The sequence below is a fragment of the Pseudomonas sp. PDM31 genome (assembly GCF_019218965.1).
Taxonomy (GTDB): Bacteria; Pseudomonadota; Gammaproteobacteria; order Pseudomonadales; family Pseudomonadaceae; genus Aquipseudomonas.
In genome coordinates this window covers 1-25,853 of record NZ_JAHUWS010000007.1, presented here as the reverse complement: position 1 = coordinate 25,853, position 25,853 = coordinate 1, and the positions used below count along the sequence as shown (strand labels likewise).

At 59.7% G+C, this 25,853-nt stretch carries 21 protein-coding genes; 14 read left to right on the top strand and 7 right to left on the bottom strand.

The genetic code is table 11. The features are described from left to right. Window positions 1-111 precede the first annotated feature (111 nt). Complete coding sequence (gene rapA / locus KW839_RS14995; protein ID WP_060541123.1) at window positions 112-2,958, bottom strand: RNA polymerase-associated protein RapA; 2,847 nt, start codon at window positions 2,956-2,958, stop codon at window positions 112-114. Between the two features lie 231 nt (window positions 2,959-3,189). Here rapA and KW839_RS14990 point away from each other — a divergent pair, with 231 nt between their 5' ends. From KW839_RS14990 to ccoM, 3 genes are all read left to right on the top strand, one after another. Beyond that, window positions 3,190-3,531, top strand: coding sequence for a hypothetical protein (locus tag KW839_RS14990; protein ID WP_060541124.1), 342 nt, complete (start codon window positions 3,190-3,192; stop codon window positions 3,529-3,531). A 100-nt stretch (window positions 3,532-3,631) separates the two neighbouring features. Beyond that, window positions 3,632-3,793, top strand: coding sequence for a hypothetical protein (locus KW839_RS14985; protein WP_008074569.1), 162 nt, complete (start codon window positions 3,632-3,634; stop codon window positions 3,791-3,793). Window positions 3,794-3,937: 144 nt separating this feature from the next. Then, window positions 3,938-4,048, top strand: coding sequence for a cytochrome c oxidase subunit CcoM (gene ccoM, locus KW839_RS27915; protein WP_060541125.1), 111 nt, complete (start codon window positions 3,938-3,940; stop codon window positions 4,046-4,048). Between the two features lie 226 nt (window positions 4,049-4,274). On the opposite strand, the gene KW839_RS14980 is transcribed toward ccoM, so the two are convergent. Continuing rightward, window positions 4,275-5,750, bottom strand: a complete 1,476-nt coding sequence (locus KW839_RS14980) for an inorganic phosphate transporter (RefSeq protein ID WP_218424742.1) — start codon at window positions 5,748-5,750, stop codon at window positions 4,275-4,277. A gap of 375 nt (window positions 5,751-6,125) precedes the next feature. Then, window positions 6,126-6,326, bottom strand: a complete 201-nt coding sequence (locus KW839_RS14975) for a hypothetical protein (protein ID WP_007935837.1) — start codon at window positions 6,324-6,326, stop codon at window positions 6,126-6,128. A gap of 678 nt (window positions 6,327-7,004) precedes the next feature. Here KW839_RS14975 and pcaR point away from each other — a divergent pair. From pcaR to pcaC, 9 genes are all read left to right on the top strand, one after another. Next, window positions 7,005-7,847 (top strand): pca regulon transcriptional regulator PcaR, encoded by an 843-nt coding sequence (pcaR, locus tag KW839_RS14970; protein ID WP_060541127.1) that lies wholly within the window; start codon window positions 7,005-7,007, stop codon window positions 7,845-7,847. Window positions 7,848-7,971: 124 nt separating this feature from the next. After that, window positions 7,972-9,318 carry an MFS transporter gene (locus tag KW839_RS14965; protein WP_218424741.1) on the top strand — a complete coding sequence of 449 codons (1,347 nt, stop codon included), beginning with the start codon at window positions 7,972-7,974 and terminating at the stop codon, window positions 9,316-9,318. Window positions 9,319-9,587: 269 nt separating this feature from the next. Next, window positions 9,588-10,445 (top strand): CoA transferase subunit A, encoded by an 858-nt coding sequence (locus KW839_RS14960; RefSeq protein WP_060541129.1) that lies wholly within the window; start codon window positions 9,588-9,590, stop codon window positions 10,443-10,445. After that, the gene (locus KW839_RS14955; RefSeq protein WP_060541130.1) at window positions 10,445-11,224 is read left to right on the top strand and encodes a CoA-transferase subunit beta; all 780 of its coding nucleotides are present in this window, start codon (window positions 10,445-10,447) and stop codon (window positions 11,222-11,224) included. Before KW839_RS14960 ends, KW839_RS14955 begins: the two co-directional genes overlap by 1 nt. Then, window positions 11,221-12,426: a 3-oxoadipyl-CoA thiolase gene (gene pcaF, locus KW839_RS14950; protein WP_218424740.1), complete on the top strand. Its 1,206-nt coding sequence runs from the start codon at window positions 11,221-11,223 to the stop codon at window positions 12,424-12,426. Before KW839_RS14955 ends, pcaF begins: the two co-directional genes overlap by 4 nt. 187 nt (window positions 12,427-12,613) lie before the next feature. Beyond that, window positions 12,614-13,918, top strand: a complete 1,305-nt coding sequence (locus KW839_RS14945; RefSeq protein WP_218424739.1) for an MFS family transporter — start codon at window positions 12,614-12,616, stop codon at window positions 13,916-13,918. Window positions 13,919-13,963: 45 nt separating this feature from the next. Further along, window positions 13,964-15,328, top strand: a complete 1,365-nt coding sequence (locus tag KW839_RS14940) for a 3-carboxy-cis,cis-muconate cycloisomerase (protein ID WP_218424738.1) — start codon at window positions 13,964-13,966, stop codon at window positions 15,326-15,328. Between the two features lie 11 nt (window positions 15,329-15,339). Then, entirely contained in the window at window positions 15,340-16,131 is a 792-nt protein-coding gene (gene pcaD, locus KW839_RS14935; RefSeq protein ID WP_218424737.1) for a 3-oxoadipate enol-lactonase, read from the top strand. A 10-nt stretch (window positions 16,132-16,141) separates the two neighbouring features. Next, window positions 16,142-16,534 (top strand): 4-carboxymuconolactone decarboxylase, encoded by a 393-nt coding sequence (gene pcaC, locus KW839_RS14930; RefSeq protein WP_007976697.1) that lies wholly within the window; start codon window positions 16,142-16,144, stop codon window positions 16,532-16,534. 329 nt (window positions 16,535-16,863) lie between these two features. On the opposite strand, the gene emhC is transcribed toward pcaC, so the two are convergent. The 3 genes from emhC to emhA are packed head-to-tail and all read right to left on the bottom strand — an operon-like array spanning window position 16,864 to window position 22,652. Further along, on the bottom strand, window positions 16,864-18,324 hold the full coding sequence (emhC, locus tag KW839_RS14925; RefSeq protein WP_060541135.1) for an efflux RND transporter outer membrane subunit EmhC: 1,461 nt from the start codon (window positions 18,322-18,324) through the stop codon (window positions 16,864-16,866). Beyond that, window positions 18,324-21,485, bottom strand: a complete 3,162-nt coding sequence (gene emhB / locus KW839_RS14920; protein WP_218424736.1) for an efflux RND transporter permease subunit EmhB — start codon at window positions 21,483-21,485, stop codon at window positions 18,324-18,326. Before emhB ends, emhC begins: the two co-directional genes overlap by 1 nt. A 3-nt stretch (window positions 21,486-21,488) precedes the next feature. Beyond that, on the bottom strand, window positions 21,489-22,652 hold the full coding sequence (emhA, locus tag KW839_RS14915) for an efflux RND transporter periplasmic adaptor subunit EmhA (protein ID WP_060541137.1): 1,164 nt from the start codon (window positions 22,650-22,652) through the stop codon (window positions 21,489-21,491). Between the two features lie 265 nt (window positions 22,653-22,917). Here emhA and emhR point away from each other — a divergent pair, with 265 nt between their 5' ends. Then, a complete protein-coding gene (emhR, locus tag KW839_RS14910) occupies window positions 22,918-23,550 on the top strand; it encodes an efflux system transcriptional repressor EmhR (protein WP_060541138.1) in 633 nt (210 codons plus the stop codon). 256 nt (window positions 23,551-23,806) lie between these two features. On the opposite strand, the gene KW839_RS14905 is transcribed toward emhR, so the two are convergent. Then, window positions 23,807-24,433, bottom strand: coding sequence for an alanyl-tRNA editing protein (locus tag KW839_RS14905; RefSeq protein ID WP_218424735.1), 627 nt, complete (start codon window positions 24,431-24,433; stop codon window positions 23,807-23,809). 88 nt (window positions 24,434-24,521) lie between these two features. On the opposite strand from KW839_RS14905, the gene KW839_RS14900 reads away from it, so the two are divergent. Continuing rightward, window positions 24,522-25,520: a LysR family transcriptional regulator gene (locus KW839_RS14900; RefSeq protein ID WP_218424734.1), complete on the top strand. Its 999-nt coding sequence runs from the start codon at window positions 24,522-24,524 to the stop codon at window positions 25,518-25,520. Window positions 25,521-25,853: the final 333 nt, after the last annotated feature.

Below are 25,853 nucleotides of genomic sequence, written 5' to 3'. Positions count from 1 at the left end.
CTTTCTGAATGCCCGCGTTGTCTGGGCGCTGGTCAGAAGCTGCGATCTTTTGATCTGAAAAAAAAGCCCGCATCACTGCGGGCTTCTTGTTACTGCGATGCAGATGGGGACTTAACCCGCCACCAACACCCGAATCGCTTCCAGTCGCAGCGCAGCCTTGTCGAGCATCGCCAGGCCTTGCTCTCGCTGTTTGCGCAGGGCAACCAGTTCGCTGTCACGCACGGTCGGGTTGACTGCTTGCAACGCGGTCAGGCGCGCCAGTTCTTCGTCGGTATCGGCGGCCAGGCGACGCTGCGCTTCAGCCACGCGCTCGGCGTGACGAGGCAGGATTTTCGCTTCACCGGCGTTGATACGCGGTGTCAGCTGATCGCGCTGGGCCTGGATGAACTTGTTGGCGCTGGCACGCGGCACGCTCTCCAGCTGATCGTTCAGGGTTTCGAACGCGACGCGCGCCGCCAGGTCGTTGCCGTTGGTGTCGAGCAGGCAGCGCAGGGCGGCCGGCGGCAGGTAACGGCCCAGTTGCAGCGAGCGCGGGGCAACCACTTCGCTGACATACAGCAGTTCCAGCAACACGGTGCCAGGCTTGAGCGCCTTGTTCTTGATCAATGCCACGGCGGTGTTGCCCATGGAACCGGACAGAACCAGATCCATGCCACCCTGGACCATCGGGTGTTCCCAGGTGATGAACTGCATGTCTTCGCGAGACAGCGCCTGGTTGCGGTCGTAAGTGATGGTCACGCCTTCGTCGTCACCCAGCGGGAAGCTGGCGTCGAGCATTTTTTCGCTCGGCTTGAGGATCAGGGCGTTTTCCGAATGGTCTTCGCTGTCGATGCCGAATGCGTCGAACAGGGTTTCCATGTAGATCGGCAGAGTGAACTGGTCGTCCTGCTCAAGAATGTCCTCCACCAGGGCATCGCCTTCGCCCGCGCCGCCGGAATTGAGTTCCAGCAGACGGTCACGACCGGTGTGCAGATCGGCTTCCAGGCGCTCACGTTCGCTGCGAGCCTCGTCGATCAGCGCTTGCCACTCGCCGTCGTCGGCTTCTTCGAGCAGCGGCAACAGGCGTGGGCCGAACTGATGCTGCAGGGCGTTGCCGGTCGGGCAGGTATTGAGGAACGCGTTCAGCGCTTCGTGGTACCACTGGAACAGGCGCTCTTGCGGGCTGGTTTCCAGGTATGGCACGTGCAGTTCGATCACATGTTTCTGGCCGATCCGGTCCAGACGGCCGATACGTTGCTCCAGCAGGTCCGGGTGGGACGGCAGGTCGAACAGCACCAGGTGATGGGAGAACTGGAAGTTGCGACCTTCACTGCCGATTTCCGAGCAGATCAGTACTTGTGCGCCAAATTCTTCGTCGGCGAAGTAAGCAGCGGCGCGGTCACGCTCGAGGATGTTCATGCCCTCGTGGAACACCGTGGCCGGGATGCCGGAGCGCACGCGCAGGGCATCTTCCAGGTCCATGGCGGTTTCCGCATGGGCGCAGATTACCAGCACCTTGGTGCGCTTGAGCATCTTCAACTGGTCGATCAGCCACTCGACGCGCGGGTCGAATTTCCACCAGCGTTCTTCTTCGTTGGCGTCCGGCTGGGCCTGAAAGCTGACTTCCGGATACAGTTCGGCGTGATCGCCCAGTGGCAGCTCAAGGTATTCGTCGGGGCACGGCAGCGGGTACGGGTGTAGCTTGCGCTCCGGGAAACCCTGCACGGCAGCACGGGTGTTACGGAACAGCACGCGGCCGGTGCCATGACGATCCAGTAATTCGCGGACCAGACGGGCGCTGGCTTCGATATCGCCATCGTTGACCGCGGCCAGCAGGGCTTCGCCTTCGTTGCCGAGGAAGCCGTGAATGGTCTGGTGCGCTTCAGGCGACAGGCGCCCCTTGTCCAGCAATTCCTGAACGGCTTCGGCCACCGGACGATAGTTTTCGCTCTCGGCACGGAAGGCGTGCAGGTCATGGAAACGGTTCGGGTCGAGCAGGCGCAGACGGGCGAAGTGGCTGTCCTGACCCAGTTGTTCCGGTGTCGCGGTCAGCAGCAGCACGCCCGGGATCGTTTCAGCGAGCTGCTCGACCAGTGTGTATTCCGGGCTGGCCTTGTCTTCGTGCCACACCAGGTGGTGCGCTTCGTCGACCACCATCAAATCCCAGCCGGCCGCGAACAGGGCGTCCTGGGCTTTCTCGTCATCGACCAGCCACTCGAGTGCAACCAGGGCAAGCTGGGTGTCTTCGAACGGGTTGGTGGCATCGCTTTCGATGAAGCGTTCTTCGTCGAACAGCGCGACCTGCAGGTTGAAGCGGCGACGCATCTCCACCAGCCATTGGTGCTGCAGGTTTTCCGGAACCAGGATCAGCACACGGCCGGCACGGCCCGAGAGCAGTTGGCGATGGATCACCAGGCCTGCCTCGATGGTTTTACCCAGGCCTACTTCGTCGGCCAGCAGAACACGTGGCGCGATTCGGTCGGCCACTTCACGGGCGATGTGCAGTTGGTGCGCGATCGGTTGCGCACGCACGCCACCCAGGCCCCAAAGGGCAGACTGCAACTGCCGGCTGGTATGTTCCAGGGTGTTGTAGCGCAGGGAGAACCAGGCGAGCGGGTCGATCTGTCCGGCGAACAAACGGTCGCTGGCCAGACGGAACTGAATGAAGTTCGACAGCTGGGTTTCCGGCAGGGTGACCACTTCGTTCTGCGCGTTGAGGCCGTGGTAGACCAGCAGGCCGTCGACGTCGTCGACTTCCTGTACGGTCAGTTTCCAGCCCTCGAAGTGAGTGATGGAGTCACCCGGCGAAAATCGCACGCGGGTCAGGGGCGCATTCCGTAGCGCGTACTGGCGAGTCTCGCCAGTGGCCGGGTAGAGCACGGTCAACAAGCGGCCGTCCTGTGCCAGAACGGTGCCCAATCCCAGCTCGGCTTCGCTGTCACTGATCCAGCGTTGCCCCGGTTGATACTGCTGCGCCATGCTGCCTGACTCCCACCTTGAAAAAGCGGGCTATCTTAACGGAATCGCGGCTGCAGACCAAAGGAATACTCATGTGGAAGCTGGCGCAGGCTACGATCTTCGGTTCTTCGATACCTCAAAAGATCGTAGCTTGCGTCAGCACCACAGGTGCCAACCGCATCACAGTTTGCGACCGAAGGCTCAAGTCGACATCCCCGCAGCCGACAGCCTGCTGACAGGAGACTGATAACCATGCTGCTACCGATGCTGCCCTTGAGTGCCGTGCCGATCACCTCGCAACATGACCCGATCCGCCAGCGTCCGGACATTCCTCCGGTGGTACCGGCGCAGGAAAGCTCCAGTGACAGCACGATTAACCTGCAAAAGCGCGATCCAGAAGAGGCCGCGTTACTTCTGCGTGAGGAGCAGCGCCGCAAGCAAGAGCAGGAACGGCGCCGTCGTGAAGCCGACGAAGATCCCGAGGCGTATCTGGCGATTCCCGGCGACGAGCTCAATGCTGACAACACCGTGCCCGTGGCCCCCCTGATGGAGGAGCAGCCACGTCAGGGGTTGTGGGTCGATATCGAGATTTGATCACACGGCTGGTCAGCGCTGCCGTCAGACCGCATTATTGGGCTATAGCTGCCGGACAACGTGCTGGCTGAATTTCATCTCTTGTGATGCACTGATTGCCATGAGCCAAGACGACAAGCTGATCGACCTCAATGCTGAACGCGCCAAACGTGTTCATGACCTCAACGAAAAGCGGCTCAATGAAGTACGCCAGGCGTTCGAACAGGCCATGCCGCTGGGCAAAGCGAAGAAAAAGCCGAAAAACAAACCGAAAAAACGCTGAAATCCCCCCGCATTTATTGATGCGGGTCAAATTTTTCCCTTCCTCCTTCCCTGTTATGGCCGACATTGATCCCGGTCAATATTTTCTCCTGCCTGATTGTTTAACTTAGCTCCATCGCAACAAGGCAGATGCAGGAGACGAGTCATGTTTTTCGACAACGTTGTGTTCGCCGGAGTGCTGACTGTCAGCCTCATGTTTGTATTTTTTGCAGGATTCGGATTGTTTATCTGGAAAGATTCGCAAAAGCGGAAATAACCGCCAGCCTTTCTGGATGTAATGGGCACGCAAGGCATTTTGGGCAACTTCGGTTGCCTTTTTTTTTGCCTGTTATTTGCAGTCGACGAATCTTTGCAGGAGCCGGCTTGCCGGCGATGACAATCTTGCAAGCGCTAACGTCCGCAAGCCGGCTACTGCAACAGGAAAATGACAATAAAAAAGGCGCGGTCCTTGCGGAGCGCGCCTTTTTCATTGCAGCGATAAATCAGCTGCCCAATGCCTTCGACGCCAGCCAGAACAATCCGGCGGACAAGGCCACGGTAGCCGGCAGGGTCAATACCCAGGCCAGCAGGATCGTTTTGACGGTACCGCCTTGCAGGCCGCTCTTGTTGGCGACCATGGTGCCGGCCACGCCCGAGGACAGCACGTGGGTAGTCGATACTGGCAGGCTGAAGATGTTGGCCATGCCGATCAGGGTGGCGGTGGTGATCTGTGCCGACATGCCCTGAGAGTAAGTCATGCCTTGCTTGCCGATTTTCTCGCCGATGGTCAGCACGACTCGCTTCCAGCCCACCATGGTGCCCAGGCCCAGCGCCAGGGCAACCGCCAGAATCACCCAGAACGGAGCGTATTCGGTGGTGGTGGTCAGGTCTTTGCGCAGCTTGTCCAGGTCAGCCTTTTCCCGGGCCGAAAGTTCAGGCAGCTTGCTGACTTTTTTCGCCGTGTCGTCCAGGCAGAGCAGGTAGCGACGCACCTCGATGCGGCTCTCGGCTGGCATCGAGTGGTAGTCGGCTACACCCTTGAGGGTGCCGAGCAAAGCGGTGATGGTCGGCTCAGTCTGCTTCGGGTTGCAGCGGAACTTCTCCGGCAGATCGCCTTCCACACTTTTGCCCAGGGCCAGGAATTCACCCAGGGTTGCCTCATTACGCTTATAGAACTGGCTCAGATGCAGGGTAGCGTCGCGAGTCCGCTCGATCTGATAAGTAGTGCTGTTCAGGTCGAGTACGAACTGTGCCGGTACGATACCGATCAACACCAGCATGATCAGGCCGATACCTTTCTGGCCATCGTTGGAACCGTGCACAAAGCTCACGGCCATTGCCGAAATCACCAGGACCAGGCGGTTCCAGAATGGCGGATGCTTTTTGTCGTCGATCTTGCGGCGCTCTTCCGGTGTCTTGTGCATCTTCGACAGCGGACGCCACCATTTCAACGCAATCAGCACCAGGGCCGCGATGAGGAAGCCGGCCATGGGCGAGAACACCAGCGAGGCGCCGATATCGATCGCTTTCTGCCAGTTCACACCATCGGCCAACGGAATGTCGTTGATCAGGGCGTTGGCCAGACCGACACCGAGGATCGAACCGATCAGGGTGTGCGAGCTGGAAGCCGGGATACCGAAGTACCAGGTGCCCAGGTTCCAGGCGATGGCGGCGGCGAGCAACGAGAACACCATGGCCAGCCCGTGTCCGGTATTCACATTGATCAGCAACTCTACCGGCAACAGGTGGACGATGGCATACGCCACGCCGACCCCGCCCAGCAGCACGCCGAGGAAGTTGAACACACCGGAAAAGAACACCGCCAGATGAGGCGGCATGGCTTTGGTGTAGATAACAGTTGCCACCGCGTTTGCGGTGTCATGAAAGCCGTTGATGAACTCGAAGGCGAGGACAAAGGCCAGGGCGAGCAAGAGGCTCACAAGCACCCAAGCATCCAGTCCGCTGAATAAATCGATCATGAAGGTTTTCTGACCCGGTCATAAGGGGGCGCGATTATGCCAGAAAAGACTGCAAATCGATGCACTAGCTGCTCATCGGTAACATCCATCAACGATTTTTTTTGCAGATGAGCCCCAAGGCAAAGGGGTTTTCCCTGGTTTTCAACGCTTTGATTTAATTAAAAAAAGCGTCTGAACTCGGGTTTTTTAGGCGCTGACGCGGGGGCATCAATGCTTGTATGAAATATCTGAGAAGGCAGTCAGATATCAGCATTTTGTTTGATCTGGCGCAGCAAGAGACCACCGCCCGCTCGTAGCGGGCGCGAAAGGCAACGTCGATACATCCCGCTTTTAACGAGCGCAGAGGCTGCCCTTTTAAGGATCAGGCCCAAGAGATCATGGCTCTTCGGCTTTGAGTTCCTTTTCCATTTTTTGCAATTCTTGAGTGAATGCCTGGTCCTGAACGGTGGCGCGTTTACGCCAGGGTTTGCGCTCCGGTTCGGGCTGAGCGGCGTAAGTGGTGACTTCTCCGCCGTAAACTTCCTTGTAACGTTGTTCCTGGCGCTCAAGTTCCGCGCGCAGTTCGTCTTTCGTCACAGTGCTACCTGATTGAGTTGAGATGATTCTGGTGAAACGCGCTGCATCCAATGCATTGACCACGCTCATCGATACGACAACGCCCTTCAGGGCATCGGTTTAACGACAGTGTGAGCAATACTTCCATGTCGCAGGCGGCTACGGCACCAGAGATAAATAGCTGACGCAGCGTCAGATTCCTGTTTCAGCGAACGCACTGGCAAAACTTGTACAGTGAGTGTCAGGCGCTTGCCGGGGGGCAGCAGCGATGGAACATCCTGCTGCCGGATAACGTATTCGGCAAGTAAAAAACCGAATCGTTCCTGAGTTCTATTATAGCGTCCGATTTGTAGAACACTATCTCTGACGAGTTAAAATTCAATCATGATGTGTGAGCCTGTGTCTGCTGGCAACTATCGGCTAACTAGCCCAGCGGGGGATTTCTACTTCTGGCGATGCGTTTCTGACGCCATTAAGTCGAACAAGTTACGGAAGCTTGATCATCCGATTAATTTTTTCCGCACCGTTGTGAAAAATTGTAATAACGCTGCCTGGCGTGTCGCGCCGGGCCCTTGTAAATGGCAGAATGCGATTATCGGACGGTGGTTCGATAATCGCCCAATTATGCCCGGGCAGACTTGCAGGGGCGGGCATCGGACCCTTGTAATGGCCGCTGATTCGAATGGGAAATGACCTGGTATGAACGATCAAATGCGTAACTCATTCACTTCAGTGGCTCCACCCATCGTTGCTTCGCCAGCCAAGCGGATTCAAGCGCTCACCGGCGACCCCGACTTCATGACGTCGCTGGCCCGGGGCCTGGCGGTAGTGCAAGCGTTTCAGGAGCGCAAGCGCCACCTGACCATCGCGCAGATCAGCCATCGTACGGAAATCCCCCGTGCCGCGGTGCGACGTTGCCTGCACACCTTGATCAAGCTCGGTTATGCCACCACCGACGGCCGCACCTACTCGTTGTTGCCCAAAGTGCTCACTCTCGGCCATGCCTATGTGTCTTCGACTCCGCTGGCGGTTTCCGCCCAGCCTTATCTGGACCGCATGAGCGAACAACTCCATGAGGCCTGCAACATGGCCACCCTGGAGGGTGACGATATTTTGTACATCGCCCGGTCGGCGACCACCCAGCGCCTGATTTCCGTGGACTTGTCGGTAGGTGGGCGCTTGCCGGCCTACTGCACGTCGATGGGGCGGATCCTGCTTGCCGCACTGGATGACACGTCCCTGGGCGAATACCTCGATCATGCCGAACTGCAAGCCAAGACCAGCCGCACCATCCATACCCCCGAGGCGTTGCTCGAATGCCTGCAAGAGGTACGGCAGCAGGGCTGGTGCATCGTCGATCAGGAGCTTGAGCAGGGGCTGCGGTCGATTGCCGTCCCGGTGTACGACACATCGGGCCAGGTAGTTGCCGCCCTCAATGTCAGTACCCATGCCGGTCGGGTCAGTCGAAATGAACTGGAGCAACGTTTCCTGCCTGGCCTGTTGAGTGCCAGCCGTGAACTCAGCGCTCAACTGTTCGCCTAAGCTGTTCGATAATCGCACGCAGTTGCGTTTATCGAATTGACGCTATTTCCTCTGGCTCATTAATGTCGCGGCAGCGCCAGCTTCGGTTGGCACCCGTTCGACCGCGATCCGTGGAATAAAAACAATGAACCAGCCTCAGTCTGCTGTTGGAAACTGCCTCGACGTGCAGTCTTTCATCAATGCCCAGCCCATCTCGCGCTACCAGTGGCGAGTGGTAATCCTGTGTTTCCTGATTGTCTTTCTCGATGGCCTCGACACTGCCGCCATGGGTTTCATTGCGCCGGCCTTGTCCCAGGACTGGGGCATAGACCGCGCCAGCCTCGGGCCGGTGATGAGTGCAGCCTTGATCGGCATGGTCTTCGGCGCATTGGGCTCGGGCCCGCTGGCGGACCGCTTCGGGCGAAAACTCGTGCTGGTCGGGGCAGTGCTGCTGTTTGGTGCTTTCAGCCTGGCTTCGGCCTATAGCACTAACGTCGAACAGTTGTTGGTGTTGCGCTTCCTCACCGGCCTTGGGCTGGGCGCCGGTATGCCAAACGCCACGACCCTGCTGTCGGAGTACACCCCGGAGCGCAAGAAATCCCTGCTGGTGACCAGCATGTTCTGCGGCTTCAACCTGGGTATGGCCGGTGGTGGATTCATTTCGGCCAAACTCATACCGGCGTTCGGCTGGCACAGTCTGCTACTGATCGGCGGGGTCCTGCCGCTGATCCTGGCTTTCGTTTTGCTGCTCTGGCTGCCGGAGTCGGCGCGTTATCTGGTTGTGCGCAACCGCGGTACGGACAAAGTGCGCAAGGCGCTGGCGCCGATAGATCCGACGGTAGTGGCCCAGGCATCGAGCTTCAGCGTGCCGGAACAGAAAACCGTGAAGGCGCGCAATGTGTTTGCGGTGATCTTCTCCGGCACCTATAGCGTCGGCACCTTGTTGCTTTGGCTTACTTACTTCATGGGCCTGGTGATCGTTTATCTGTTGACCAGTTGGTTGCCGACCCTGATGCGTGACAGCGGCGCGAGCATGGAGCAGTCGGCGTTCATCGGCGCGCTGTTCCAGTTCGGCGGTGTATTGAGCGCGGTGGGTGTGGGTTGGGCGATGGACCGGTTCAATCCGCACAAGGTCATCGGCTGTTTCTACTTGTTGGCCGGGGTATTTGCCTACGCGGTAGGGCAGAGCCTGGGCAATATCACACTGTTGGCGACCCTGGTGCTGGTGGCCGGAATGTGTGTCAACGGCGCGCAATCGGCCATGCCGTCGCTGGCGGCGCGATTCTATCCGACCCAGGGACGCGCCACCGGGGTGTCGTGGATGCTCGGGATCGGCCGCTTTGGTGCAATCCTTGGCGCCTGGATGGGCGCGACGTTGTTGGGCCTGGGCTGGAACTTCGAGCAAGTGCTTACGGCACTGGTGATTCCGGCGGCGCTGGCGACTACTGCGGTGGTCATCAAGGGCATGGTCAGTCATGCGGATGCGACCTGATGTTCTAATCCGCTATCTCTAGTGATTTTGATGGCCTCTTCGCGGGCAAGCCCGCTCCCACAAGGATTACGCGTCAACCTGTGGGAGCGGGCTTGCCCGCGATGCTATTCAAAGGATCGATAGCCAAACAACAATTTGTTCGATTATCGAACGGTTAGTCGATTATCGGATTGTTTGCGCTTTTTCAGAAGCTTAACCTTCAGGCATTCCGGCGCGCGCATCGCGCCTTTTTCTTCGACTGGCAGTTAATAACAACGGGAGCCTGCCCCATGGCTGAAATCCTTTCGCTGCACGACGCGGTGAAGCAATTCGTAAACGACGGCGATACCGTCGCGCTCGAAGGCTTCACTCACCTGATCCCGACAGCTGCGGGCCACGAAATCATTCGCCAGGGCAAGAAAGACCTGACGCTGGTACGCATGACCCCTGACCTGATCTACGACCAGTTGATCGGTGCTGGCTGTGCCCGCAAACTGATTTTCTCCTGGGGCGGCAACCCGGGTGTCGGTTCGCTGCACCGTCTGCGTGATGCAGTGGAAAAGCAGTGGCCGCACGCGCTGGAAATCGAAGAACACAGCCATGCCGACCTGGCCAACGCCTACGTCGCTGGCGCTTCCGGTTTGCCGTTTGCGGTACTGCGTGCCTACGCTGGTTCCGATTTGCCGAAGGTCAACCCGCTGATCAAAACCGTTACTTGCCCGTTCACCGGTGAAGTGCTGGCCGCCGTGCCTTCGGTTCGCCCGGATATCACCGTGATTCACGCGCAGAAAGCTGATCGTAAAGGCAACGTGTTGCTCTGGGGCATTCTCGGCGTGCAGAAAGAAGCTGCCCTGGCTGCCAAGCGATGCATTGTCACCGTTGAAGAAATCGTCGACGACCTCAATGCGCCGATGAATGCTTGCGTATTGCCGACCTGGGCGTTGAGCGCGGTCTGCCATGTGCCAGGTGGCGCGCATCCGTCCTACGCACACGGTTACACCGAACGTGACAACCGCTTCTATCAGGCCTGGGACCCGATTGCCCGCGATCGTGAAACCTTCACCGCGTGGATCAACGAGTACATCCATGGCAGCGCTGACTTCAGCGAGTTCCAGGCCAAACTGGCCGCCGCTTCGGAGGCGAAGTAATGACTTACACCACCAATGAAATGATGACCGTCGCCGCCGCCCGCCGTTTGAAGAACGGTTCGGTGTGCTTCGTGGGTATCGGCCTGCCGTCGAAAGCGGCCAACCTGGCGCGGCTGACTTCTTCGCCGGACGTAGTCCTGATCTACGAATCGGGTCCGATTGGTGCCAAGCCGAGCGTACTGCCGCTGTCGATCGGTGACGGTGAGTTGGCGGAAACCGCTGACACCGTGGTTCCGACCGGTGAGATTTTTCGCTACTGGCTGCAGGGCGGTCGCATTGACGTCGGTTTCCTGGGCGCTGCGCAGGTCGACCGTTTCGGCAACATCAATACCACGGTGGTGGGTGACTACCATTCGCCGAAGGTCCGCCTGCCGGGTGCCGGTGGCGCGCCGGAGATTGCCGGTTCCGCCAAGAGCGTACTGATTATCCTCAAGCAGTCGGCGCGTTCATTTGTCGACAAGCTCGATTTCATCACCTCGGTCGGTCATGGCGAGGGCGGCGATTCGCGCAAGCGTCTCGGCCTGCCGGGCGCAGGTCCGGTCGGCATCATTACCGACCTGTGCATCATGGAACCGGAGGAGGGCACCCATGAGTTCGTGGTCACCGCGCTGCACCCGGGCGTGACCCGCGAGCAAGTGGTAGCCGCCACCGGTTGGGCCATTCGTTTTGCTGACAGCGTTGAACAAACCGCTGAGCCGACCATCGTTGAGCTGACAGCGTTGCGTGATCTGGAAGCCCGCACCGCGGCCGCCCACGGTCAAGCCCCCGGAGAAGCGTGATGCGTGACGTTTATATCTGCGACGCGATTCGTACCCCCATCGGCCGTTTCGGTGGTGGCCTGGCGACGGTTCGCGCCGACGATCTGGCCGCCGTGCCGATCAAGGCGCTGATGGAGCGCAACCCGTCGGTGGACTGGAATGCAGTGGACGAGGTGTTCCTCGGCTGCGCCAACCAGGCCGGTGAAGACAACCGCAACGTGGCGCGCATGGCGCTGCTGTTGGCGGGGCTGCCGGACACTATTCCGGGCGTGACCCTCAATCGCCTCTGCGCTTCGGGCATGGACGCTATCGGCACCGCGTTCCGCGCCATTGCCAGCGGCGAAATGGAGCTGGCGATCGCCGGTGGCGTCGAGTCGATGTCCCGTGCGCCGTTCGTGATGGGCAAGGCTGATGCTGCGTTCTCGCGCAACATGAAGCTTGAAGACACCACCATTGGCTGGCGCTTTATCAACCCGCTGATGAAGGCCCAGTACGGCGTCGACGCAATGCCGCAGACCGCTGACAACGTCGCCGATGACTACGAAGTTTCTCGCGAGGATCAGGACGCTTTCGCCCTGCGCAGTCAGCAGCGCACTGCCGTCGCACAAGCCGCCGGATTCTTCGCCGAAGAAATCGTCGAAGTGCGCATTGCCCACAAGAAGGGTGAAACCGTGGTCAGCCAGGATGAACATCCGCGCGCCGACACCACCCTCGAAGCCCTGACCAGGCTGAAGCCGGTCAACGGCCCGGACAAAACCGTTACGGCGGGCAATGCCTCGGGTGTCAACGACGGTGCTGCCGCGTTGATCCTGGCTTCGGCTGAAGCCGTGAAGAAACACGGTCTGACTGCTCGTGCCAAAGTGTTGGGCATGTCCAGTGCCGGTGTGGCTCCGCGAGTCATGGGCATCGGTCCGGTACCGGCCGTGCACAAACTGACCGAGCGCCTCGGTCTGGCGGTCAGCGACTTCGACGTGATCGAGCTCAATGAAGCCTTCGCCAGCCAGGGCTTGGCGGTGCTGCGGGAATTGGGACTGGCGGACGACGCACCTCAGGTCAACCCGAACGGTGGCGCGATTGCCTTGGGACACCCGTTGGGCATGAGCGGTGCACGGCTGGTACTGACGGCGTTGCATCAGCTGGAAAAAACCGGTGGCAAGAAAGGTCTGGCGACCATGTGCGTCGGCGTCGGCCAAGGTCTGGCTTTGGCTATCGAGCGCGTCTGACGAGCTCTGATGGCGGATTATCAAGGTCAAGATCAAAAGATCGCAGCCTGCGGCAGCTCCTACAGGGTGAATGCCGTACCCATGTAGGCGCTGCCGCAGGCTGCATCTTTTGATGTTTCAGTGCTGCGGAACGGGACTGTTGCAAAGTGTGTCTAGACTCTCACGGTCCCCATTGAGAAAGTAAACAATGACAACTCCCACCGCTACTCCAGCTCTCTACACGGGCGAAGAACGCAGCAAGCGGATCTTCGCGATTGTCGGCGCCTCGTCCGGCAACCTGGTCGAATGGTTCGACTTTTACGTCTACGCCTTTTGCGCGATCTATTTCGCCCCGGCTTTTTTCCCGTCCGACAACCCCTCGGTACAACTGGTCAACACCGCCGGCGTATTCGCCGCCGGGTTCCTGATGCGCCCGATTGGCGGCTGGATCTTCGGTCGTGTTGCGGACAAGCACGGGCGCAAGAATTCGATGCTGATTTCGATTCTGATGATGTGCTTCGGCTCGTTGCTCATCGCTTGCCTGCCGACCTACAAGGACATCGGCGTCTGGGCACCGATCATGTTGCTGTTTGCTCGTCTGCTGCAAGGTCTGTCGGTAGGCGGCGAGTACGGCACTACCGCCACCTACATGAGCGAAGTCGCCCTCAAGGGCCAACGCGGGTTCTTCGCCTCGTTCCAGTACGTCACGCTGATTGGCGGGCAACTGTTGGCGGTGTCGCTGGTGGTGATCCTGCAACAATTCCTCAATGAAGACGAGTTGCGCGCTTACGGCTGGCGGATTCCGTTCGTGGTCGGTGCCGTGGCGGCGTTGATCTCGTTGTTCTTGCGTCGTTCGCTGAAAGAAACCTCCAGCAAGGAAATGCGCGAAAACAAGGACGCCGGCAGCATCCGTGCGCTGTTTCGCGACCACAAGGCGGCGTTCATTACCGTGCTTGGCTACACCGCCGGTGGCTCGCTGATTTTCTATACGTTCACCACCTACATGCAGAAATACCTGGTGAACACCGCTGGCATGCACGCCAAGACCGCCAGCTACATCATGACCGGCGCGCTGTTCCTGTATATGTGCATGCAGCCGATTTTCGGCATGCTTGCGGACAAGATCGGTCGACGTAACTCGATGCTGTGGTTCGGCGCCCTCGGCACACTGTGCACCGTGCCGATTCTGCTGAGCCTCAAAAGTGTCAGCAGTCCGTTCCTGGCCTTTGTGCTGATTACCGTGGCGCTGGCGATCGTCAGTTTCTACACCTCGATCAGCGGCCTGGTAAAAGCCGAGATGTTTCCGCCTGAAGTCCGCGCCCTGGGTGTCGGCCTGGCGTATGCGGTAGCGAATGCTATTTTCGGCGGTTCGGCGGAGTATGTTGCCTTGAGCCTCAAAGCGGTAGGCATGGAAAACTCCTTCTACTGGTACGTGACGGTGATGATGGCCATAGCGTTCCTGTTCAGCCTGCGCCTGCCCAAACAGGCGAAGTATTTACATCACGACCTTTGATCCATACCCGCGGGCCCGAGCGGCCCGCGCCTGCAGGAACTGTTTATGAATCAGCGACCGGGCAATCAATTGTTCGATGCCTATTTCACTGCTCGCGATATGCGTGACGTGTTTTGCGATCAGGGCCGGGTTCAGGCCATGCTCGATTTCGAAGCGGCGCTGGCCAGGGCCCAGGCGCGGGTCGGGCTGATTCCGCACACGGCGGTGGCACCGATCGAAGCGGCCTGCCAGGCCGGGCATTACGATTTTTCGGCCCTCGGCGAGGCGATTGCCACGGCCGGTAATTCGGCGATCCCATTGGTCAAGGCGCTGGGCCGGCACATCGCCGCGAGCGATGCCGAAGCCGAGCGCTATGTGCATCTGGGCGCCACCAGTCAGGATGTGATGGACAGCGGATTGGTGCTGCAACTGCGCCGGGCACTCGAGTTGATCGACAGCGATCTGGCCCAACTGGGCCAAACCCTGGCCACCCAGGCTCAGCGTTACGTGGCCACGCCACTGGCCGGACGCACCTGGTTGCAGCACGCGACGCCGGTCACCCTCGGCATGAAAATCGCCGGTTGGCTGGGCGCGGTGACCCGCAGCCGTCAGCGACTGCAGGAACTCAAACCGCGTCTGCTGGTGCTGCAATTCGGCGGCGCCTCCGGAACCCTCGCGGCCCTCGGCAAGCAGGCGATGCCGATAGCGCAAGCGCTGGCCGAGGAGCTGCAACTGACGCTGCCCGAGCAACCCTGGCACACCCAGCGAGATCGCCTGGTGGAGTTCGGCTCGGTACTCGGGCTGATCGCCGGCAGCCTGGGCAAACTCGGGCGCGACATCAGTCTGTTGATGCAGACCGAAGCCGGCGAAGTGTTTGAGCCTTCGGCGCCGGGCAAGGGCGGATCTTCAACCATGCCGCATAAACGCAATCCAGTCGGCGCGGCGGTGCTGATCGGTGCGGCGACGCGCGTGCCGGGCCTGATCTCGACCCTGTTCAGCGCCATGCCCCAGGAGCACGAGCGCAGCCTCGGCCTGTGGCATGCCGAGTGGGAAACCCTGCCGGAGATTTGTTGCCTGGTATCCGGCAGCCTCAAGCAGGCGCTGCTGGTGACGGGCGGGCTGGAGGTGGACGCCGAACGCATGGCCCGCAACCTCGATTTGACCCAGGGCCTGGTGCTCGCCGAAGCGGTGAGCATCGTCCTTGCACAAAGGGTGGGGCGCGACACCGCGCATCATCTGTTGGAACAATGCTGCAAACGCGCCGTGGCCGAACAACGTCATCTGCGCGCGGTACTCGGCGACGAGCCGCAAGTGACTGCCGAATTGTCGGCGGTCGAACTCGATCATCTGCTGGACCCCGCACATTATCTCGGTCAGGCCAGAACCTGGGTCGAGCGAGCGGTGGCCGAACATTCTGCATTGACTGCCTGAAGGAGATTGCTGTGGCTTTTGTACAACTCGCCGAGGGCGAACTGCACTACCAACTCGACGGACCGGTCGATGCGCCGGTACTGGTGCTGTCCAACTCCCTGGGTACCGACCTGCATATGTGGGGCGCGCAAATTGCCGCGTTCACCGAGCATTACCGTGTGCTGCGTATCGATACTCGCGGTCACGGAAAATCGCTGGTAACCCCGGGGCCTTACAGCATCGAGCAACTGGGCCACGATGTTTTGGCGCTGCTGGATGCGCTGCACATCGAGCGCGTACATTTTTGCGGTCTGTCCATGGGCGGTTTGATCGGCCAGTGGCTGGGGATCAACGCCGGCGAGCGTCTGAACAAATTGGTGGTGTGCAACACCGCGGCGAAAATCGGCGATCCATCGATATGGAATCCGCGCATCGAAACCGTGCTGCGTGATGGCCAGGCAGCCATGGTCGCCTTGCGCGATGCGTCGATCGCGCGCTGGTTTACCCCGGACTTTTCCGAGGCGAATCCGGCGGCCGCCAAGCGCATTACCGATATGCTCGCGGCCACTTCGCCAGAAGGCTATGCCGCCAATTGCGCGGCCGTACGCGATGCCGATTTTCGCGATCAGTTGTCCTCGATCAAGGTGCCGTTGCTGGTGATCGCCGGTACTGAAGATGCGGTGACGCCACCGTCCGGTGGGCACTTCATCCAGGAGCACGTAGCAGGCGCCGAATACGCCGAGTTCTACGCTGCACACCTGTCCAACGTCCAGGCCGGCGACGCGTTCAGCGAGCGGGTACTGGCTTTTTTGCTGGCTGACTGAGGGGCATTTCGTGGACGAGAAACAACGCTACGACGAGGGTATGAAAGTCCGCCGCGCGGTACTTGGCGATGCCCACGTTGACCGCAGTCTGACGACTCTGACCGAGTTCAACTCGGAGTTTCAGGAGATGATCACCCGCCACGCCTGGGGTGACATCTGGACCCGCCCGGGCCTGCCGCGCCATACCCGCAGCCTGATCACCATCGCCATGTTGATTGGCATGAATCGCGAAGGTGAGCTCAAACTTCATTTGCGCGCGGCCGCCAACAACGGCGTCAGCCGCGGCGAGATCAAGGAAGTGATCATGCAGAGCGCGATCTACTGCGGCATCCCGGCGGCCAACGCGACGTTCCACCTGGCGGAGTCGGTGTGGGATGAGTTGGGGGTTGAATCGCGGGAGTGATCCCCGAGATTTTCGGCGACTGAACTGACGTCATCGCGGGCAAGCCACGCTCCACAGTTTTGCGGTGTCATGCCAGTGTTGTGTTCACCGAAGAACCCTGTGGGAGCGTGGCTTGCCCGCGATGGCGGTGGTACATCAAACGTTGATGTCGGACAAAGAATGCCATCGCGAGCAGGCTCGCTCCCACAGGTAACCGGGTTTTTGCAGAAAAAATGCGGTCGAATGTGGGAGCCAGCCTGCTGGCGATGGGGCCATAAAGAACAACTCCCCTTTTCCCGCATCCAACAAAAAGCCCACCAATCGGTGGGCTTTTTGTTTTCACAGCGCTATCAGAAGTACTTCATCTTCGGCGCTTCTTCTTTCACCGGCTCGTTTTTCGCGGTCTGTTCGTTCCAGCCACCACCGAGGGCCTTGTACAGATTGACTGCGCTGACCAGTTGCGCCAGACGGTCGGTGATCAGCACCTGTTGGGCGCTGAACAGCTGGCGCTGGGCATCGAGGAAGGTCAGGTTACTGTCGACGCCGATGCGGTAGCGACGCTCGGCCAGGCGGTAGTAATCCTGGTTGGCGCTGACGAAATCACGCTGAGCCTGCAACTGCTGGGTGTAGGTCTGGCGTGCGGCCAGGCCGTCGGCGACTTCCTGGAAGGCGGTCTGGATGGACTTCTCGTAGTTCGCCACGCCGATGTCTTTCTGGATTTTCGAGTAATCCAGGCTGGCACGCAGGCTGCCGGCGTTGAAGATCGGCAGGTTGATCTGCGGCTGGAACAGCCAGGTGCCCGAACCGCCATTGAACAGACCGGACAGGTCCGGGCTCAGGGTTCCGGCATTGGCGGTCAGGCTGATGCTCGGGAAAAACGCTGCCCGCGCCGCGCCAATGTTGGCGTTGGCGGCCTTGAGGTTATGCTCGGCCTGGAGGATGTCCGGGCGACGCTGCAGCAGGTCCGATGGCAGACCTGGTGGAACGTCGCTCAGCAGGTCGTCGTTCAGCGGTTTGGCCGCCTGCAGATTGGCCGGGATGCCGGTGCCGAGCAGCAGTACCAGGCTGTTTTCATCCTGGGCGACCTGGCGGGTGTACTTGGCCAGTTGCGCCCTGGCGTTTTCAACCGAGGTGCGCGACTGGGCCAGGTCCAGCGCCGAGGCGACGCCCACTTCGTTGCTTCGGGCAGTGAGCTTGTAGCTCTCTTCGAATGCGGCGAGGGTGTCCTGAGTCAGCTTCAGCAGTTCCTTGTCGGCCTGCCAGGTCAGGTAGGCATTGGCGACGTTGGCCACCAGGCTGATTTGCGTGCTGCGCCGACCTTCTTCAGTGGCGAAGTACTGCTGCAGCGCTTCTTCATTCAGGCTGCGAACCCGACCGAACAGGTCAAGTTCATAGGCGCTGACGCCGACAGTGGCCGAGTAGGAACTGGTGATGCCGGCTTCGCCGGTCTGCGAGGCATCCGCCGGCAGACGCTGGCGGTTACCAGTGCCATTGGCTGAGACCGCCGGGAACAGATCGGCACGGGAGATGCGATATTGCGCGGCGAAGGCGTCGATGTTCAGCGCCGCGACACGCAGGTCGCGGTTGTTTTCCAGGGAAACCTGGATCAGTTGCTGCAGCGCCGGGTCATGGAAAAACTGCTTCCAGCCTTGTTCCGCCGCAGCCTGGGCAGGCGCCTGGTTCGGCGAATACGCCGGGCCCTGCGGGTACTGGCCCGTCACCGGCGCTTGCGGCTGCTGATAATCAGGTATCAGCGAGCAGCCACCGAGCACGAAGGCGGCGACTGCCAGGGAGAGTAGCGACTTGCTCATTAGCCAGCCTCTTTAGGGGTTTCAGTAGCGTCATCCTGGTCGACCTGCTTGCGCTGGCCAATGGACGATACGGTGACAAAGAACAGCGGGACCCAGAAAATCGCCAGAACCGTGGCCGTGATCATACCGCCAATCACCCCGGTGCCGATGGCATGCTGGCTACCGGAACCTGCGCCCGTGGATATGGCCAGTGGTACCACACCGAGAACGAACGCGAGCGAGGTCATGATGATCGGTCGCAGACGCATGCGGCAGGCTTCGATCGCCGCGTCGCGCAGGGTGCGCCCTTGCTCGTGCAGTTCCTTGGCGAATTCGACGATCAGAATGGCGTTTTTCGCCGCCAGACCGATGGTCGTCAACAGGCCTACCTGGAAGTACACGTCGTTGGACAGGCCACGCAAGCTGGTCGCCATCAGTGCACCAATGATCCCCAGCGGCACCACCAGCATCACCGCAATCGGAATCGACCAGCTTTCATACAGCGCCGCCAGGCACAGGAACACCATCAGCAGCGACAGGGCGTACAGCGCCGGTGCTTGCGAGCCGGACAGCCGTTCCTCATAGGACAGGCCGGTCCAGGAAATACCGACACCTTTCGGCAGTTTGGCGGCAATGGCTTCAACTTCGGCCATCGCTTCACCGGTGGAATAACCGGGAGCCGGGGCGCCGAGGATTTCCATCGCCTCTACGCCGTTGTAGCGGGCCAGTTTCGGCGATCCGTAGATCCACTCGCCCTTGGCGAACGCCGAGAACGGAACCATGGTGCCGACGCTGTTGCGCACGTACCACTTGTTGAGGTCTTCGGGGCTCATGCGTGAACCCGGCTGACCTTGCACGTAAACCTTCTTCACCCGACCACGGTCGATGAAGTCGTTGACGTAGCTACTGCCCAGGGCGATCGACAGGGTGTTGTTGATATCGGCGATGGTAATGCCCAGGGCACTGGCCTTCTCGTCGTCGATTTCCAGTTGGAATTGCGGTTCGTCGCTCAGGCCGTTCGGACGGACCTGAGTGAGAATCTTGCTTTGCGCTGCCATACCGAGGAACTGGTTGCGCGCTTCCATCAGCTTGGCGTGCCCGATACCGGCACGGTCCTGCAGGAACACGTCGAAACCGGTGGCGTTACCCAGTTCCAGTACCGCCGGTGGCGCGAAGGCAAACACCATGGCGTCACGGAAGGTGAAGAAGTGCTGCTGGGCACGGGCCGCGACCTTGAACACGTTGTTGTCGGCGTTACGTTCGTCCCACGGGCGCAGCATGATGAACGCCATACCCGAGCTCTGGCCACGACCGGCGAAGTTGAAGCCGGTCACGGTAAACACCGAGTTCACCGCATCACCTTCACCACCATCCTTGCCCGGACGCAACAGGAATTCGCGCATCTCGTCCACGACCACCTGGGTACGCTGGGAGGTAGAACCGGCCGGTGTCTGCACCTGGGCGAACAGTACGCCCTGGTCCTCTTCCGGCAGGAACGCCGTCGGGATACGGGTGAACAGCCAGATCATGCCGACGATGATGAGCAGGTAGGCCAGCAGGTACGGGGCCTTGTGCGTGAGCATGCTGCCCACGCCGCGTTCGTAGCTTTTGACGCCGCGGTCGAAGTTGCGGTTGAACCAGCCAAAGAAACCGCGTTTGGGCGTATGGTGCTCGCCCTTCGGAATGGCCTTGAGCATGGTGGCGCAGAGCGCCGGGGTGAAGATCAGTGCAACCAGTACCGACAGGGCCATGGCCGAGACGATGGTGATCGAGAACTGCTTGTAGATCACGCCGGTGGAGCCGCTGAAAAACGCCATCGGCAGCAATACCGCCGACAGCACCAGAGCGATACCCACCAGGGCGCCCTGGATCTGGCCCATGGATTTCTTGGTGGCTTCCTTGGGCGACAGACCTTCTTCGCTCATCACCCGTTCGACGTTTTCCACCACGACGATGGCGTCGTCCACCAGCAAGCCGATGGCGAGCACCATACCGAACATGGTCAGGGTGTTGATGCTGAAGCCGGCTGCCGCGAGGATCCCGAATGTACCCAGCAATACCACCGGCACGGTCATCGTGGTGATGATGGTGGCGCGGAAGTTCTGCAGGAACAGGAACATCACCAGGAACACCAGCGCAACCGCTTCGACCAGCGTGTGAACCACACCCTTGATCGACTCGGTCACCACCGGGGTGGTGTCGTACGGGAATACCACTTCCATGCCTTCAGGGAAGAACGGCTTGAGGCTGTCGATCGTCGTGCGCAGCGCCTTGGCGGTATCCAGGGCGTTGGCGCCGGTGGCCAGTTTCACTGCCAGACCGGAAGCCGGAGCGCCGTTGAACTGGGCGTTGATGCTGTAGTTTTCACCACCCAGGCCTACCTCGGCGACATCCTTCAGGCGAACCTGGGAGCCATCCTTGTTGACCTTGAGCAGGATTTTATTGAATTGCTCGGCGGTCTGCAGGCGGGTCTTGCCGATGATCGTGGCGTTCAACTGTGTGCCGGGCAGGGCGGGCAGGCCGCCGAGCTGGCCGGACGAAACCTGGACGTTCTGTGCGGCGATGGCGGTCTTGACGTCCACCGGGGTCAGGTTGAAGTTGTTCAACTTGGCCGGGTCGAGCCAGATACGCATGGCGTACTGGGAACCGAACACCTGGAAGTCACCGACACCGGCTGTCCGCGAGATCGGGTCCTGCATGTTCGAGACGATGTAGTTGGACAGGTCGTCCTTGGTCATGCTGCCGTCACGCGACACCACGCCGATCACCAGCAGGAAGTTCTTCACTGCCTTGGTCACCCGGATACCCTGCTGCTGCACTTCTTGCGGCAGCAGCGGGGTGGCCAGGTTCAGCTTGTTCTGGACCTGTACCTGCGCGGTATCGGAGTTGGTGCCTTGCTCGAAGGTCGCGGTGATGGTCATGGTGCCGTCGGAGTTACTTTCCGAGGACACATACCGCAGGTTGTCGATACCGTTGAGTTGCTGTTCGATCACCTGCACCACGGTGTCCTGCACGGTTTGCGCAGAAGCGCCCGGGTAGGTCACGGAGATGGCGATCGCCGGAGGCGCGATGCTCGGGTATTGGTTGATCGGCAGTTTGAGGATCGATAGTGCCCCGACCAGCATGATCACCAGGGCAATTACCCAGGCGAAAATCGGACGGTCAATGAAGAATTTTGACATGAGTTACTCCCCTTTGCCGCCGGACGCTTTGTCAGCTGTCTGGACGGGGGCCGGGTTCTTTGCGCCTACGTTGACGTTAGTCGCCTCACTGGCCTTGACTTCGATGCCAGGGTGGACGAATTGCAGCCCTTCGGTAATCAGGCGATCGCCCGCCTTCAGGCCGTCTTCGATCAGCCATTGGTTGCCGACAGTGCGGTTGGCCTTGAGCTGACGCAGTTCGACCTTGTTGTCGGGACCGACGACCAGTGCGGTCGGGGTGCCTTTGAGGTCGCGGGTCACGCCTTGCTGCGGGGCCAGGATGGCGGCGCTGTTCACACCGGCCTGCAACTGGGCGTGCACGAACATGCCCGGCAGAAGCGTATGGTCAGGGTTCGGGAACACGGCGCGCAGGGTAACGGAGCCGGTGGTCTGGTCAACCGAGACTTCGGAGAACTCCAGCTTGCCGTCAAGTTGGTACTGGCTGCCGTCTTCGAGGGTCAGCTTGACCTTCGCGGCATTGTCGCCGGCTTTTTGCAGGCGACCGCTTTCCAGTTCGCGGCGCAGTTGAAGCAGCTCGACCGAAGACTGGGTAACGTCGACGTAGATCGGGTCCAGTTGCTGGATGACTGCCATCGCTTCGGTCTGACCGTTGGCGACCAGCGCACCTTCGGTAACTGAAGAGCGACCGATACGGCCGGTCAACGGCGCATACACCTTGGTGTAGCGCACGTTGATCTGCGCCGTTTGCAGCGCGGCTTCCGATTGCAGGCGGTTGGCCACGGCGGTGTCGTATTCCTGACGGCTTACGGCTTGTTCGTCGACCAGTTGCTTGTAGCGGTCGGAGATCGATTTGGTCGAACGCAGGTTGGCTTCGGCGCTTTTCAATGTAGCGTCATAGACCGACGGGTCGATCTGATACAGCTGCTGGCCGGCTTTGACGTCGCCACCTTCCTTGAACAGGCGCTTGAGGATGATGCCGTTGACCTGTGGGCGAACTTCGGCGATGCGGAACGCGCTGGTACGACCTGGCAGTTCGGATGTCAGGGTGAAGGCTTGCGGTTGCAGAGTCACGACGCCGACCTGAGGGGGTGGGGCGACCGGTGCTGCCTCTTCCTTTTTGCATCCGCTGAGTAGCGATGCCAGGGCGACGGCGGCGACCAGAGCGGTAACAGCTGGCTTGAATTGCATGAAAATCCTCGGGTCAGGCGCGCAAAGTGCGCACAAGAAAGGTGGAAGGTTTGAAAATGTTTACCGAGTGGATAAGTAGCTTGCTAAGGAATATACTTACGTACATGGTTGTTTGTAAATACCTTGGCTGTGTATCCCCGCCGTTACAGCAGCCATATAAAGGTTCGAATTGTAGGCCGGGGACGGCGACCAAGAGCGCTCGTTCCACTTTTATTCAGCTGATATTCAGACATCAGTGAAGCACCCTGATTGAGGTTGTACTGCCATGGTCCGTCGCACCAAAGAGGAAGCTCAGGAAACCCGCGCGCAAATACTCGTGGCGGCCGAAAAAGCCTTTTACGAGCGAGGCGTGGCGCGCACGACCCTGGCGGACATCGCGACCCTGGCCGGCGTCACTCGGGGAGCCATCTACTGGCATTTCAGTAACAAGGCGGATCTGGTTCAGGCCATGCTCGACACCTTGCATGAGCCGCTGGAGGAGATGGCCAAGGCCAGCGAAAGCCCCGACGAACCCGACCCCCTGGGCTGCATGCGCAAGCTGTTGGTTCATTTGTTTCATCAAATTGCACTGGACCCGAAAACCCGGCGCATCAACGAAATTCTGTTTCATAAGTGCGAATTCACCGATGAAATGAGTGACCTGCGCCTGCAGCGAGTGGCGGCCAGCCTCGATTGCAATGTGCGGATCGGCCTGGCCCTGAAAAATGCAGTGAACCGGGGGCAGTTGCCGGAAAATCTTGACACTGCCCGCGCGGCCATCAGCTTGCATGCTTACATCGACGGCATCCTGTACCAGTGGTTGCTGGCTCCAGAGAGCTTTGAACTGCACATCGAAGCCGAACGCTGGGTCGATACGGGGCTGGACATGCTGCGCTTGAGCCCCAGCCTGCGCAAATGAAACCAGGCGCGTAATTTGCACCGGGTGTGTCAAATGAGGCTTTGATGTCACCGGGCGTGCCGCGGTGGGGTGCTTTTATATACGCACCGTCGACAAGATGACAGGTAGCGAACTATGTATTTTGTAGGGATTTTGTTTCACGCCTGTGAATGAGGAGAAAAGAACCCCGGTGGTTTGCGGGGGTATTTCATCCAGGCAAGTTTTTGCGGGAATGGTCTGGTTTGCGGCTGATGACATTTGCGCCCCCCCCACGTGGTCAATCCACGTGATAGTGGACCGACAGCGTCCCTTTCTTTTGTGCAACTGAACCGATTGAAACCCTTTGCAGGTCCTTCAGGCTGCGCACATGAGTGCCGCCACAGCCATAGGCAGGCAAGTCGCCGAAACCGATTTCCCTGGCACCTTCACGCACGGAGGTCAGGCGCGGCAGGTCAGCGGCGATCCATTGTTCGATGCCGTGCTCAACGGTCAGCGCCTCGATATCCTGAGCCGAATTTGTCGGTTTGAATTGCACGCGTCCTTCCCCCGGCCAGTGATGTGCCTTGATCGGCATCCAGCCCATGGCCTGGACGAAGTGGCCGATCAGGTGGCCAGCGGAATGCATGCGTGTGTTGAACAGCCGACGCTGTTCGTCGACGCGGATCTGCGCCATGCCGAGTCTGACCGGGTGGTCGACGAAGTGAATGATCCGTTGCGCTTCCTGGACCACCCTCAACACCTGACTTTCTCCGATCCAGCCAGTGTCGCAGGGTTGCCCGCCGCCCTGTGGGTGAAACAGGGTTGCGCGTAGCACCACTGCAAACTCGTTTTCGTGAGGTGTGCAATCGAGGACTTCCACGTTGGCCTTGAGGTCATCGCTATGGAAAAAAAGGCGCAGCGTCATATCCAGGCTCGTATTGAATTTCCTTTTTTATTATAGAAATGCAGTAAGTGCGTGATAATCCGGTCAAACATCAAAGGACTGTTGCGCTGTGAACACAAATCTCCCGCTGCCCCTGCTCGGTGAAATGGCGATATTCGTCAAGGTCGTCGAGACGGGAAGCTTCTCCGAGGCGGCTCGTCAACTGGGCTCTTCCCCCTCGGCAATCAGTCGCAGCATTTCGCGACTGGAAAAGGCGCTTGCGACCCGCCTGCTGCAACGCACCACGCGCAAGCTGCGCCTGAGCGATGGTGGCGAGGAGGTGTTCAAGCGTTGCCAGGAGATGGTTAACGCTGCCCGGTCAGTGATGGAAATCAGTGGGCAGTTCACTGATGAACCCGAGGGCCTGGTGCGCATCAGCGTACCAAAAGCGGTAGGCAGAATCGTGATTCACCCGCATATGCCGGAGTTTTTGCGCCGCTATCCCAAAGTGGATGTGGAACTGTTGCTTGAAGATCGTCAGGTCGATTTGATTGACGATCATGTCGACCTGGCGATTCGCATCACCGATAGGCCACCTGCGGGGCTGGTGGGGCGGCAGTTGCTGACGATTGACCATTTACTCTGCGCGACGCCGAAGTATCTGGCCGAGCATGGTACGCCGACTCACCCCCATGACTTGCTCAACCACAGTTGCATTTACCTGGGCGAGACCCCGAGTGATGCGCGCTGGAAATTCAAGAAGGGTAATAAATCGGTTACCGTCGGTGTGCGCGGGCGATATGCGGCCAATCACACTGGCGTACGTTATGGCGCGGTATTGCAGCACATCGGCATTGGCAGCTTGCCGTATTTCACTGCGCGCCATGCCCTGGAAAAGGGGTTGATGGTGCAGGTTCTGCCCGACTGGACCTTTTTGGCGTCCTATCACGGAGGCGCCTGGCTGCTGCATTCCCCAACCCGATACCTGCCTCCCAAGCTGCGGGTGCTGATTGATTACCTGGTGGAGTGCCTTGCTAAAGAGCCGACTTTGGGGAAACCGGGTAAGACCAATGGCCCTAGCTGGACCCCATCGGAGTATGAACTGCCCGAAAGTGACGGGTTGTTCTGAACGCAAAAAAATGGATCTTGGCGCAACCCCGGGAAATGCGGATAACCCAATACCTGTAGAGCCGGCTTGCTGGCGATGGTCTCAAGTACGCCGCGTTCATTCAGCTCATACGCTTTATCGTTAACGACCATCGCCAGCAAGCCTGCTCCTGCAGAGAGACGCGAACTCCACCAGATCGGCATTTTTGTCTCCCGCGATTCCGTGAATGTCTAGTCCTGAAATAGGTTTACACCTGTTTCAGTCTCAAAACGCCCGATGCACCGCATCGGGCGTTTTGTATTTCAAGGCCAGATGTGGCCGCTCCGCGTTGTAGATCAGCACTGATTCATCAAC

Bases quoted from the DNA above. Each gene is read 5' to 3' on its own strand.
- rapA (WP_060541123.1), bottom strand. From the start codon at position 2,958: ATGGCGCAGCAGTATCAACCGGGGCAACGCTGGATCAGTGACAGCGAA.
- KW839_RS14990 (WP_060541124.1), top strand. From the start codon at position 3,190: ATGCTGCTACCGATGCTGCCCTTGAGTGCCGTGCCGATCACCTCGCAA.
- KW839_RS14985 (WP_008074569.1), top strand. From the start codon at position 3,632: ATGAGCCAAGACGACAAGCTGATCGACCTCAATGCTGAACGCGCCAAA.
- ccoM (WP_060541125.1), top strand. From the start codon at position 3,938: ATGTTTTTCGACAACGTTGTGTTCGCCGGAGTGCTGACTGTCAGCCTC.
- KW839_RS14980 (WP_218424742.1), bottom strand. From the start codon at position 5,750: ATGATCGATTTATTCAGCGGACTGGATGCTTGGGTGCTTGTGAGCCTC.
- pcaR (WP_060541127.1), top strand. From the start codon at position 7,005: ATGAACGATCAAATGCGTAACTCATTCACTTCAGTGGCTCCACCCATC.
- KW839_RS14965 (WP_218424741.1), top strand. From the start codon at position 7,972: ATGAACCAGCCTCAGTCTGCTGTTGGAAACTGCCTCGACGTGCAGTCT.
- KW839_RS14960 (WP_060541129.1), top strand. From the start codon at position 9,588: ATGGCTGAAATCCTTTCGCTGCACGACGCGGTGAAGCAATTCGTAAAC.
- KW839_RS14955 (WP_060541130.1), top strand. From the start codon at position 10,445: ATGACTTACACCACCAATGAAATGATGACCGTCGCCGCCGCCCGCCGT.
- KW839_RS14945 (WP_218424739.1), top strand. From the start codon at position 12,614: ATGACAACTCCCACCGCTACTCCAGCTCTCTACACGGGCGAAGAACGC.
- KW839_RS14940 (WP_218424738.1), top strand. From the start codon at position 13,964: ATGAATCAGCGACCGGGCAATCAATTGTTCGATGCCTATTTCACTGCT.
- emhC (WP_060541135.1), bottom strand. From the start codon at position 18,324: ATGAGCAAGTCGCTACTCTCCCTGGCAGTCGCCGCCTTCGTGCTCGGT.
- emhB (WP_218424736.1), bottom strand. From the start codon at position 21,485: ATGTCAAAATTCTTCATTGACCGTCCGATTTTCGCCTGGGTAATTGCC.
- emhA (WP_060541137.1), bottom strand. From the start codon at position 22,652: ATGCAATTCAAGCCAGCTGTTACCGCTCTGGTCGCCGCCGTCGCCCTG.
- emhR (WP_060541138.1), top strand. From the start codon at position 22,918: ATGGTCCGTCGCACCAAAGAGGAAGCTCAGGAAACCCGCGCGCAAATA.
- KW839_RS14905 (WP_218424735.1), bottom strand. From the start codon at position 24,433: ATGACGCTGCGCCTTTTTTTCCATAGCGATGACCTCAAGGCCAACGTG.